The sequence below is a fragment of the Exiguobacterium undae DSM 14481 genome (genome assembly GCF_000620805.1).
GTDB lineage: Bacteria > Bacillota > Bacilli > Exiguobacteriales > Exiguobacteriaceae > Exiguobacterium_A > Exiguobacterium_A undae.
The window spans coordinates 1302684-1315839 of sequence record NZ_KK211187.1; the positions used below are offsets into that span (position 1 = coordinate 1302684).

General features: G+C 48.0%; 10 protein-coding genes. All 10 read left to right on the top strand.

What is annotated here, in order from left to right; genetic code table 11:
- Nucleotides 1-75 precede the first annotated feature (75 nt).
- Nucleotides 76-957 carry a translation elongation factor Ts gene (tsf, locus tag P397_RS0107250; RefSeq protein ID WP_026832656.1) on the top strand — a complete coding sequence of 294 codons (882 nt, stop codon included), beginning with the start codon at nt 76-78 and terminating at the stop codon, nt 955-957.
- A gap of 110 nt (nt 958-1067) precedes the next feature.
- Nucleotides 1068-1787, top strand: a complete 720-nt coding sequence (pyrH, locus tag P397_RS0107255) for a UMP kinase (RefSeq protein WP_026832657.1) — start codon at nt 1068-1070, stop codon at nt 1785-1787.
- 1 nt (nt 1788) lies between these two features.
- Nucleotides 1789-2346 (top strand): ribosome recycling factor, encoded by a 558-nt coding sequence (gene frr, locus P397_RS0107260; protein ID WP_014970659.1) that lies wholly within the window; start codon nt 1789-1791, stop codon nt 2344-2346.
- 83 nt (nt 2347-2429) lie between these two features.
- A complete protein-coding gene (locus P397_RS0107265; RefSeq protein WP_026832658.1) occupies nt 2430-3167 on the top strand; it encodes an isoprenyl transferase in 738 nt (245 codons plus the stop codon).
- Between the two features lie 19 nt (nt 3168-3186).
- Nucleotides 3187-3987, top strand: a complete 801-nt coding sequence (locus tag P397_RS0107270) for a phosphatidate cytidylyltransferase (protein ID WP_028106033.1) — start codon at nt 3187-3189, stop codon at nt 3985-3987.
- A 12-nt stretch (nt 3988-3999) separates the two neighbouring features.
- On the top strand, nt 4000-5154 hold the full coding sequence (locus P397_RS0107275; RefSeq protein WP_026832660.1) for a 1-deoxy-D-xylulose-5-phosphate reductoisomerase: 1155 nt from the start codon (nt 4000-4002) through the stop codon (nt 5152-5154).
- A 13-nt stretch (nt 5155-5167) separates the two neighbouring features.
- Nucleotides 5168-6409 (top strand): RIP metalloprotease RseP, encoded by a 1242-nt coding sequence (gene rseP / locus P397_RS0107280; RefSeq protein ID WP_026832661.1) that lies wholly within the window; start codon nt 5168-5170, stop codon nt 6407-6409.
- Between the two features lie 29 nt (nt 6410-6438).
- Nucleotides 6439-8139 carry a proline--tRNA ligase gene (locus P397_RS0107285; protein ID WP_028106034.1) on the top strand — a complete coding sequence of 567 codons (1701 nt, stop codon included), beginning with the start codon at nt 6439-6441 and terminating at the stop codon, nt 8137-8139.
- Between the two features lie 124 nt (nt 8140-8263).
- Nucleotides 8264-12559: a PolC-type DNA polymerase III gene (locus P397_RS0107290; protein WP_026832663.1), complete on the top strand. Its 4296-nt coding sequence runs from the start codon at nt 8264-8266 to the stop codon at nt 12557-12559.
- Nucleotides 12560-12688: 129 nt separating this feature from the next.
- Nucleotides 12689-13156, top strand: coding sequence for a ribosome maturation factor RimP (rimP, locus tag P397_RS0107295; RefSeq protein ID WP_026832664.1), 468 nt, complete (start codon nt 12689-12691; stop codon nt 13154-13156).

The following is a 13156-nucleotide window of genomic DNA, read 5'->3' on the forward strand; positions in this document are numbered from 1 at the left end:
TGCCAGGTGATAAAGGGAATTGACCTTTTATCACCTTTTTTTTGAAAATAAGGACGTTATAAGGAGGAATATCGAATGGCTATTACAGCAGCTATGGTAAAAGAACTTCGTGAAAAAACTGGTGCAGGGATGCTTGACTGCAAAAAAGCACTCGTCGAAGCAGACGGGGACATGAACGCAGCAATCGATTTCTTACGTGAAAAAGGAATCGCGAAAGCAGCAGCAAAAGGCGATCGTATTGCAGCAGAAGGTTTGACAGCTGTCGCAGTTGACGGAAACAAAGCAGCACTCGTTGAAATCAACTCAGAAACAGACTTCGTTGCGAAAAACGAACGTTTCCAATCACTCGTTCAAAACATTGCAGACGCAGTACTCCGCAATGGTTCTGAAACGGCTGAAGCAGCACTTGCTTCTGAATACGAAGCAGGAAAAACAATCGACACATACATTTCTGAAGAAGCATCAACAATCGGAGAGAAAATTTCACTCCGTCGTGTGGCTCTCTTCGCTAAAGAAGATAACGCAGCATTCGGTTCTTACCTCCACATGGGTGGACGGATCGGTTCTGTTGTCGTCATCGAAGGAACAACAGACGAAGCTGTCGCAAAAGACGTTTCAATGCACATCGCTGCAGCACGCCCACTTTACGTGGACCGTTCTTCTGTCACAGAAGAAGAAAAAGCACGTGAAGAAAAAGTCTTGACAGAGCAAGCATTAAACGAAGGCAAACCTGCCAACATCGTTGAAAAAATGATTGCTGGTCGCATGAACAAATTCTACGAAGAGATCTGCCTCGTCGATCAGACGTTTGTTAAAGATCCAGACTTCAAAGTCGGTAAATACGTAGAATCAAAAGGCGGAAAAATCGTTTCATTCGTACGCTTCGAAGTTGGAGAAGGTATGGAAAAACGTGAAGAAAACTTCGCTGAAGAAGTTATGAATCAACTTAAAAAATAAGAATCAGGATTTCCTGATGACAAAAGAAGGAACACGTATGCTTCAATCCACTTTCGTGTGGAAGTGGGTCGTGTTCCTTTTTTACGGAATTTAGCAAGGGGGACATAGTCATGCAACCGAAATATAACCGGATTGTGTTAAAATTGAGCGGAGAAGCGCTCGCAGGAGATCAAGGGTTCGGAATCCATCCTGGAATTGTCAATTCAATTTCCAATCAGATTAAAGAATTGGTTGAATTGAACGTTGAAGTCGCTGTTGTCGTAGGTGCAGGAAACATCTGGCGCGGTAAAACAGGAGCAGAGCTTGGAATGGACCGGGCCAATGCCGATTATATGGGGATGCTTGCAACCGTCATGAACTCGCTCGCTTTACAAGATAGTTTGGAGTCGGTCGGTGTTGAGACACGCGTCCAGACGTCGATTGAAATGCGACAAGTTGCTGAACCGTACATCCGTCGTCGGGCAATGCGTCATCTTGAAAAAGGACGTGTTGTCATCTTTGCCGCCGGAACAGGGAATCCTTATTTCTCAACAGACACGACGGCAGCACTTCGGGCAGCTGAAATCGAGGCGGAAGTCATCTTGATGGCGAAAAACAACGTCGACGGTGTCTATTCTGCTGATCCGAATCTCGATCCAGAAGCGAAGAAGTTCGAAACGTTATCTTATCTGGATGTTTTAAAAGATGGCCTTCAAGTCATGGATTCGACAGCGACATCGCTTTGTATGGATAATGATATCCCGCTCATCGTCTTCTCGTTAATGGAAGAAGGAAACATTAAACGGGTCGTCATCGGTGATGAAATCGGGACACTCGTAAGGGGGAAATAATATGTCACAAGCAATCATGAAACAAGCAGAAGAACGGATGGAGAAAGCGCATCTGTCACTTAAAAAAGAACTCGCGACATTACGTGCGGGTCGTGCCAACGTAGCGATTCTTGATCCGGTCCAAGTGGAATATTACGGTTCACCGACACCACTGAACCAGGTGGCGAACGTCAATACACCGGAAGCCCGCTTGATTTTGATCACGCCGTGGGATAAATCCATGGTAACGGAAATCGAAAAAGCGATTCAACGCGCTGATTTAGGGCTCGCTCCTTCATCGGACGGAACGGTGATTCGTCTTGCGATTCCACCACTGACAGAGGATCGTCGGAAAGAACTCGTGAAACTTGTCAAAAAGTACACGGAAGAAGGAAAAGTTGCTCTTCGGAACATCCGTCGTGACACAAATGAACAATTGAAGAAACAAGAAAAAGACGGAGCGTTGACGGAAGATGATCTTCGTGGTTACACAGAAGACGTTCAGACGTTAACGGATAAGTTCGTTAAATTGCTGGATCAAACGGCAACAGATAAAGAACAAGAAATCATGGAAGTATGACGCAATACGACGTCATGTTGGGGACTCTTTGTCACACGAAGAGTCCCTTTCTTCTTAAACTAAACGAGGGGAGGAAGAAGTAAATGTTTCAATGGTTAAACCAGACTAAAGAAGTGATTGGACAACAAGTGCCTGAACATATTGCAATCATTATGGATGGAAACGGACGTTGGGCTAAAAAACGAGGCCTTCCCCGCATCATGGGTCATCGTGAAGGAATGAAATCCGTTCGAGAAGTCGTCCGGACCGCGAATGAATTAGGTGTCAAAAGTTTGACGTTATACGCCTTCTCAACCGAGAATTGGACACGTCCTGAAGAAGAAGTCAGTTTCTTGATGAAGTTACCGGCACAATTTTTAGAGTCCGATCTAAAAGATCTGAAGGAACGGAATGTGAAGGTCGAAGTAGCGGGCGAAGTTTCCCGTTTACCGATCTACACACGTGAAGCCGTCCAGCAAGCCAAAGAAGATACGGCAGGCAACACGGGATTACGATTGATTTTTGCCTTGAACTATGGCGGACGGGATGAGATCGTTCAAGTCATGCAGAAAATTGCCGAAAAAGTGCAGAGCGGTGTGCTGCTCCCTGAGATGATCACGAACGAAGTCATCGAACAAGAATTGATGACCGGTTCGATGACGGATGTCGACTTAGTCATTCGGACGAGCGGTGAGCAACGGCTGTCGAATTTCTTGTTGTGGCAAGCAGCGTACGCGGAATTTTACTTTACAGACGTCTTGTGGCCGGAGTTTCGGCGCGATCAGTTCCTGGCGGCGATCGAAGACTACAATCAACGGACACGTCGCTTTGGCGGAGTCTGACTAAACGAGGATATTGCTTATGAAAACACGAATCATTACCGGAATTTGGGCAGGGGCGATCTTTTTAGGATTACTGTATTTAGGCGGCCTCCCATTCCTGGCATTTATGGCAGTTTTAACTGTGATCGGTTATACGGAATTAATCAAAATGAGGCAACTGTCGTTTAAGACGATTCCTGTCCTCTTATTTGGACTTGGCACATTGCTCCCGTTCATCGGCATTTATGAACAGGCGAGTGCACAGACCCTCTCACTTGGTTTAACACCGCTTGCTTGGGGCATGCTGATTGTCTTAATTGCTTTATTTTGGACGGTTTTTTCGAAAAATGTCTTTACGTTTGATGATGTGGCATTTCTCTTGTTGACCTCTGTTTATGTAGGCGTCGGATTTGCATCGTTTACGTATATCCGCCTGCTTGAAGACGGACTGGTCTTTTCGTTGCTGATCATTCTGCTGATTTGGTTTACGGATTCAGGTGCCTATTTTATCGGGAAAAGTCTCGGCAAAACAAAGTTGTGGCCTGCGATCAGTCCAAACAAAACAGTAGAAGGGGCAATTGGTGGAGTCGTACTCGCCATCGTGCTCGGACTTGTGTTTGAATGGATTCATCCGACAGTCGGTTTTGGACAAGTCGTCTTGTTGGCAATGATTGTTGCCGTAGTCGGTCAGTTGGGCGATTTGGTCCAATCGGCGTACAAACGTCACTACGGCGTAAAAGATTCTGGTGCGTTGCTACCGGGACATGGTGGGATTCTTGATCGATTCGACAGTATGATCATCGTCTTTACCGTACTGATCGTACTCGGTATATTCGGCTAAGGGGGAAAAACGATGAAACATGTCAGTATTATTGGTGGAACCGGTTCGATCGGAACACAAACATTGGATGTCATTTCGGCAAACCCTGATCGTTTTCAATTGGTCAGCTTTGCATTTGGTAAAAACGTACAGGTTGCGTTACCGTGGTTGAATCGTTTGCGTCCGGATCTCGTTGCCGTGTTAGATGAAACGGTCAAGAGCGAGTTGGAAGCGGTTCTCGACTATACGCCGACAATTCTTGTTGGAGAAGCGGGATTAATTGCGGTCGCGACGGCAGAAGCAGCCGATATCGTGATCACGGCAGTTGTCGGGGCAGTGGGACTGCGTCCGACGCTTGCAGCGATTGAAGCCGGAAAAACAATCGGGTTGGCCAATAAAGAAACGCTTGTGACGGCAGGACACCTCGTGATGAAAAAAGCACGTGAAAAAGGCGTCATGATTCTCCCGGTAGACAGTGAACATGCGGCCATTTTCCAGTGTTTGAACGGGGAACGCCGTCAGGACGTCCGGCAAATTATTTTGACGGCATCAGGCGGGAGTTTCCGGGATCAGACGCGGGAAGAGTTGGCGAACGTAACCGTCGAACAGGCACTTGATCATCCGAACTGGTCGATGGGCGCAAAGATTACGATTGATTCGGCAACGATGATGAACAAAGGGTTCGAAGTGATTGAGGCCCACTGGTTGTTTGATGTCACGTATGATGAAATTGATGTCGTCATCCACCGCGAATCGATCATTCATTCGATGGTCGAATTTAATGACGGAGCGGTCATGGCGCAACTGGGAATGCCGGATATGCGTGAACCGATTCAATATGCCCTTACATATCCGTCCCGCCTTGAAATTCAAGGGGGAGAACGGTTAAACTTAAAACAAATCGGACGCCTGAATTTTGCGGAAGCTTCATTTGAACGCTATCCACTGCTCCGTCTTGCGTTTGAGGCAGGACGTGCCGGTGGTTCGATGCCTTCCGTGCTGAATGCTGCGAACGAACAAGCCGTGGACCGCTTTTTAAAAGGGGAAATCAGCTTTTTAGAAATTGAAGCGAGCGTCGAGGCGGCCCTTCAAGCACACGAAAATGTCGAAGATCCGTCTCTTGAACAAATCCTTACGGCGGACCGATGGGCACGTGCGTTTGTCGCGTCACTCTCACTCGCTAACTAAGGATGGGATAGCAATGACGACCTTTATATCAATCGTATTGATGTTCGGTGTACTAGTTGCCGTACATGAATGGGGTCATCTCGTAATGGCGAAACGCGCGGGAATTCTTTGCCGTGAGTTTGCCATCGGGTTTGGTCCAAAAATCTTTTCTTTTTTTAAAAACGAGACACTGTATACGGTTCGTCTTCTACCAATCGGCGGTTATGTCAAGATGGCCGGAGAAGAACCTGAATTTGTTGAAGTCAAACCCGGTCAAACGATTGGTTTGGCGCTTCAAGACGGAGTCATCCAAAAGATGTATCTGGACCCGGCACACCCGAAGACGGATCAAGTCGTCACGGTTGAAAGCATCGACTTGTTGCATAAGTTAGAAGTAGTCGCTTTACAAGATGAGGTCTCGACCCGTTATCCGGTCTCAAAGACGGCATTCCTGGTCGAAGGACAAACGGAAACACAAATTGCTCCGTATGACCGGACGTTCGGATCGAAGTCAGTCTTTAAGCGGGTCTTAGCGATTGCGGCAGGTCCGGCGATGAACTTTGTCCTCGCCTTCGTCATCTTGTTTGGACTTGCTTTATACAACGGTTCACCAACCGGCGACAGCGTAATCGGAACGGTTCAAAAAGGTTCACCTGCCGATCAGGCGGGTCTTGTCGAAGGAGACCGGATCGTTTCCGTTAATGGTGATCAGACGGAGAAATGGACGGACTTGCGTGCCGGATTCCAAGATCAGGCCGGCAAAGAAACAACCGTCGTCTACGAACGAGACGGGCAAGAGAACACAACGGCGATCACACCAAAGGTTCAACAACAAGGGGATCAGAAGGTCGGCATCATCGGCGTCACGAATGAGACCGAAAAATCATTCGGAACGGCTCTGCAGACCGGTGTTTCTGAAACATGGCGGATGTCAACGCTGATCGTCGGTGCTGTCGGCGATCTTGTGACAGGCGTCGTCGGTGTTGATCAATTGTCTGGTCCGGTCGGTATCGTCAAAATGACCGATCAAGTCGCAGACAGTGGTTTTTCGATGTTGTTGACATGGACAGCGTTGCTTTCGGTCAACTTGGCGGTATTTAACTTATTGCCGCTGCCGGCTCTTGATGGTGGACGATTGTTGTTCCTCTTCCTCGAAGCGTTGCGTGGAAAACCAGTTGATCCGCAAAAAGAAGGGTTGGTCCACTTTGTTGGATTTGCACTTTTGATGCTCTTGATGTTAGTCGTCACATGGAACGATATCCAGAAATTCTTTTAAATTATTAGTCAAAGGGGTTCACGACTCAAATGAAACAATCCAAACTATTTATGCCAACTTTGCGTGAAGTACCATCTGATGCAGAAGCCGTCAGCCACCAACTGTTGTTACGGGCAGGCTTCATGCGTCAAAATGCTGCCGGAATCTATTCTTACCTGCCGTTAGCCAAACGTGTCCTCGGCAAAATCGAGACGATTGTGCGTCAGGAAATGGAAGCGGCTGGAGCGCAGGAACTGTTGATGCCAGCGATTCAGCCGGCTGAACTATGGGAAGAGACAGGGCGTTGGGACATCTACGGTCCGGAATTGATGCGTCTGACCGATCGTCACGACCGCCGGTTTGCGCTTGGTGCTACTCATGAAGAATTGATCACATCGATTGTTCGTGATGAGTTGAACTCTTATAAAAAGCTCCCTGTTAACTTGTTCCAAATTCAAATGAAGTACCGTGATGAGCGACGCCCACGTTTCGGATTACTCCGCGGACGCGAATTCATCATGAAGGATGCGTATTCGTTCCATGCGACACAAGAAAGCCTCGAGGACGAATATCAAAATATGTTTGATGCCTATACGAAAATCTTTACCCGTGTAGGACTCGAATTCCGTCCGGTCGTCGCCGACTCCGGTGCCATTGGGGGAAGCGGGACACACGAATTCCACGCGTTGGCTGCAATCGGAGAAGACACGATCGTCTACTCGGATCAGTCGGATTACGCGGCGAACCTGGAGATGGCGGAATCGGTTGATGCCTACACGAAACAAAATCAAACACCGGAAGCGCTCGAAGAAGTGCATACAGGTGAGGCGAAGACGATTGAAGCGGTCAGTGAAGTCTTAGGACTGCCTGCTGTTGAATCAATCAAAACGGTCATTTTCAAGACGGAACAAGGTCTTGTCATGGCGCTTGTCCGGGGAGATCATGAAGTCAATGACATCAAGCTGAAGAACTATCTTGGTGCACTGGACATCACGATGGCATCCGATGAAGAAATCGAACAGGCTCTTCATTCGACACCAGGTACACTCGGACCGATCGGAGCAGAGATGAAAATCGTTGCGGACTACGCCGTTCGGGCGTTGACGAATGCTGTTTGCGGTGCGAACAAGTCGGAAACGCATTACGTTCATGTTGATCCAAGCCGTGATTTCGAAGCGGAATATACGGACTTACGGTTTGTCGAAGAAGGTGATGTGTCACCGGACGGTGCAGGACACGTCAAATTTGCCCGCGGGATTGAAGTCGGACAAGTCTTCAAACTCGGCACACGTTACTCAGAAGGTATGAACGCAACGTTCCTTGATGAAGGCGGAAAAGCGCAACCGTTGATCATGGGTTGTTACGGCATCGGTGTTTCGCGGACGTTATCTGCTGTCGTCGAGCAACATTACGATGAGCGTGGGATCATCTGGCCAAAAGCGATTGCACCGTTTGATGTTCATTTGATTGCCGTCAACGGAAAAAATGCCGATCAGATGCAAGTCGCAGAAACTGTTTATCAAGAACTGACGGACGCTGGATTTAGCGTATTGTTTGACGATCGAAAAGAACGAGCGGGTGTGAAATTTGCTGATGCAGACTTAATCGGCTTACCTGTCCGAATCAATGTCGGTAAAAAAGCACCGGAAGGAATCGTTGAACTCAAAGCCCGTCGTGGCGGCGAAGCTGAAGAGATTGAACAAACAAATCTTCTTGAGGCTGTTCGTTCGCTTTATGAAGGTTTAGAATAAACTATGGGAACGGTCACTTTTCGTAAAGTGACTGTTTTCTTGTCTCACACCCATTCGCCCCTTGGGCAATCTGCAAGAGGAGGAGGAGTGGCTGTCACGGTGTGAAGCGATAACGACAGCACAAATGCGAGTGGATACACAACAACGCATGGCGCTCTTAATGAGCGATTTGGAATTACCGACGGGGATCGTCGAAGAATATTTTACCGATGCCTCGCTCGAAAAATTACGTGTTCAAAAAGCAACCGCGACGTGGACCTTCCATATCCGGATTGCACAAGTCTTACCCCAAAACGTCTATCAGATGTTTTACAGCCGTCTCAAAAGTCGTTACCAACAATTTGCGGAAGTCAAATTGTATCTGGAATCGGAGGGACGCCCGGATGCAAAACTGTTTATTGATTACTGGCCCTATATCGTCGAAGACTTGGCGGATGCCTCATCCGCGATGCGGAATCATCTCAGCCGTGTCTTGCCGGAGTATCGCGACCATAAATTATTTATCCCTGTTCGAAGTGAGCCGGAAGCCGGCTTTCTCAAAAATGATCTATGCGGCGAAATGCAACTCTTGTACGGCGCATATGGTTTTCCAAAATTCAATTGTGAACCAGTCGTCCAAATGGATCAGACAACGCAAGAAGCGTTACGCAATCAAGTGAAACAAGAAGATATTGAAGAAGCGAAACGGATGCTCGAACTTCAATTCAAGCGGGAACAATCACGTGACGACGATGAGGGACCGGTCGATATTCGAATCGGAAAACCGATTCAAGATGAAGTCGTCCCGATTAAGACGATTCAAGACGAAGAACGCCGGATTGCAATCCGTGGTCTCGTCTTTTCAGCTGAGAGCCGCGAACTGCGGAGCGGAAAAACGATCTTTACGTTCAAACTGACGGACTATACCGATTCTTTGGTCGTCAAAATGTTTGCGCGGGATGAAACCGATGTCAAAATCTTGTCGGCGATAAAAAAAGGCATGTGGATTCAAGTCGCAGGTCGGGTTGAGTTTGATACATTCCTACGCGATTTATGCATGATGATCGCGCAATTATCTGAAGTCAAGATGGAGTTGCCGGCCGATCCATGGGCGGGCGAGAAGCGTGTCGAATTGCATGCCCATTCCCAAATGAGTCAGATGGATGCGGTCATGAACGTGACGAAATACGTCGAACGTGCGGCAGCATGGGGACACCCGGCAGTTGCCATCACAGATCATGCCGGGGCGCAAAGCTTCCCGGATGCGTATTATGCCGGAAAGAAAAACGATATCAAGATTTTGTACGGCATTGAAGCGAACGTCGTCAATGACGGGGTGCAAGTCGCGTATCATCCGGTCGATCAGGAGTTAGAGAAAGCAACGTTCGTCGTGTTTGACGTCGAGACAACCGGATTGTCTGCGATGTATAACAAAATCATTGAGCTCGCGGCAGTCAAAATTTACGATGGGGATGTCATCGACAAGTTTGAAGCGTTTGCGGATCCGAAACATTTGTTATCAGCGACGACAATCGATTTGACCGGCATCACGGATGAGATGGTACGGGGGAAACCGGATCCGGAACAAGTCGTCAAAGAGTTCATGGACTGGGCGGGAGATTCGATCCTTGTTGCCCACAATGCCTCATTTGATATCGGGTTCTTGAATGCGACGTTACGGTCCGGCGGTCACGACGAGTCACTGTTACCCGTCATTGATACGTTGGAGCTTGCACGTGTCCTGATGCCAAGTCTTAAAAATCACCGGCTGAATACACTTGCGAAACGGTTTGATATCGAATTGACCCAGCATCACCGGGCAATTTATGATGCGGAAGCGACCGGATACTTGATGCTCAAGTTACTCCAAATGGCGGATGAGATGTTTAACATGAAAACCCATCTCTCGCTCAACCGGGAAATGGGGAAAGATATTTCGCGGGCCCGTCCATACCATGCGACGGTTTATGCGAAAAATCGGACCGGACTTAAAAACCTGTACCGCTTGATTTCGCTTGCGCATACGAAACACGTCCACCGTGTCGTTCGGACACCACGCTCGCAACTTGTGGCGCACCGAGACGGTCTTCTGATCGGTTCGGCTTGTGACAACGGTGAAGTGTTTGATGCGGCACTCAATAAATCAGATGAAGACTTGGCGAAGGTCATGCGTTTTTACGATTTTATCGAAATCCAGCCTCCTGCCATGTACGGTCATCTGATCGAACGGGAAATCGTTCAAAATGAGTTGGAACTGCGGGAACTGATCAAAAAAGTCATTCGCGTGGCTGAAGAAAATGACATTTTGCCGGTTGCGACAGGAAACGTCCATTACCTCGATCAACATGACGCGACCTACCGGGAAGTGCTGATTCGGACGCAAGGCGGCGCCAACATGTTGAACATGCGAAAACAATTGCCGCCGGCCCATTTCCGGACGACACAGGAAATGATGCATGACTTTAAGTTTTTAGGACCGGACCTGTCAGAGCGGCTTGTCATCACGAACAGCCAACAAGTGGCCGACTGGTTTGAAAATATCGATATCATTCCAAAGGATTTGTTTACGCCGAAAATCGAAGGAGCCGACGAGGAAGTCCGGTCACTGTCTTATGATATGGCACATCAGATTTACGGGGATGTATTACCGGAAATCGTTGAAGCACGTCTTGAAAAAGAGTTGAAATCGATCATCGGTCACGGATTTGCCGTCATCTATTTGATTTCCCATAAACTCGTTAAAAAATCACTTGATGACGGATATCTCGTCGGTTCCCGTGGTTCCGTCGGTTCCAGTCTCGTGGCGACGATGACGGAAATCACGGAAGTGAATCCGTTGCCGCCGCACTATGTCTGTCCGAATTGTAAAGAATCGGAATTCTTTGATGACGGGTCGGTGGGTTCCGGCTTCGATTTACCGGATAAAGCATGTAAAACATGTGATGTCCCATTGATTAAAGACGGACATGATATCCCGTTCGAAACATTCCTTGGTTTCAAAGGGGATAAAGTACCGGATATCGACTTGAACTTCAGTGGGGAATACCAACCTAAAGCCCATGCCTATACGAAAGTCTTGTTCGGGGACGACTATGTCTACCGGGCGGGCACGATCGGTACGATTGCTGAAAAAACGGCGTATGGTTACGTCAAAGGGTACCAGTCTGAAAATGATCTTAATTACCGGAATGCCGAAGTAGACCGGCTGGTCAGTGGTGTGACCGGCGTCAAACGGACGACGGGGCAACACCCGGGCGGAATCATCGTTGTGCCGGATTACATGGACATCTATGACATCAGTCCGATTCAGTTTCCGGCGGACGACATGGGCTCCGAGTGGAAAACGACTCACTTTGACTTCCACTCGATTCACGATAATCTGCTGAAGCTCGATATCCTCGGACATGATGATCCGACGATGATCCGTATGTTACAGGATTTATCCGGACGCGATCCGAAAACGATTCCCGTCGATGATGCGGAAGTCATGAAGATCTTTAGTTCGACGGAATCGATTGGCGTGACGCCGGAACAGATTGACTCGAAAACCGGAACACTCGGGATTCCGGAGTTCGGGACAAAGTTTGTCCGTCAGATGCTGGAAGAAACGAAACCGACGACGTTCTCAGAGCTCGTCCAGATTTCCGGTCTGTCCCACGGGACGGACGTTTGGCTCGGAAATGCCAGTGAATTGATCTACAACGGAACGTGTGAACTGAAAGACGTCATCGGATGCCGGGATGATATCATGGTCTACTTGATTTATGCGGGTCTTGAACCGTCGCTTGCCTTTAAAATCATGGAGTCGGTCCGAAAAGGAAAAGGACTTTCGATTGAGATGGAAGAAGCGATGATTGAAAACCATGTGCCGCTCTGGTACATCGACTCATGCAAAAAAATCAAGTATATGTTCCCGAAAGCCCACGCCGCGGCATACGTTCTGATGGCTGTACGGATTGCCTACTACAAAGTGCATCATCCGATGTACTATTACGCGTCGTACTTCACGGTCCGGGCCGGTGATTTCGATATCGGGGCAATGAACAAAGGGTCGGCTGCCGTCCGAAAAGTCTTACAAGACATCAAGGACAAGGGATTCGAAGCGACAGCGAAAGACAAAGGACTTTATACCGTTCTTGAAATCGCACTCGAGATGATCGAACGCGGCTTTACATTCAACAAAGTGGATCTTTATAAATCAAGCGCGTCGGAGTTTCTGATTGACGGCGACACATTGTTACCGCCGTTTGATGCTGTGACCGGTCTTGGGACCAACGCGGCAAAACAGATTGTCGAAGCCCGAAAAGGGGGCGAATTCTTGTCAAAAGAAGATTTGCAAAAACGCGCTAAATTATCAAAAACAATTATTGAAACACTCGATAATCTCGGTTGTCTAGAAGGTCTTCCGGATGAAAACCAACTCTCGTTATTTGACCTCTAAAGCCTTGCGGATACTTGCTTACACCGGTTCATTATGCTATATTGAGTGAGGAAATGTTTTTTATACTACGACTTGGAAGGAGTAGGGGGACCTGCTCCTTTCTTGTTTGTTTTTTGAAGGAGGATGAAGATGACGAACGTAACTGAGAAGGTCGAACTGCTCGCAAAACCGATCGTAGAACGAGAGGGGATGGAGCTTGTCGACGTCGAATTCGTCAAAGAGGGGGCGGATTGGTTCCTACGTGTCTCCATCGATAAGGAAGGTGGCGTTGACCTGGAAGACTGTGTCAACATCAATGAAAAGTTGTCGGAAGCGTTGAATCAAGACGATCCGATCGACGAACCCTACTATTTGGATGTTGCCAGCCCGGGTGCCGAACGACCGCTTAAAAAAACCGAGGATTTCGAGAAGGCGATTGGGAAACATGTCTACATCAAGACCCATGATCCGGTCAAGGATGCAGTAGAATTCGAAGGAACCTTACTTTCGTATTCCGAGGAAATGCTTGAACTCGAAGTCCGTGTGAAGACACGCAAATTGAAAATTGAAATACCGGTGAACAAGATCGCGATGGCGCGGCTTGCGGTAGTGTTCTAA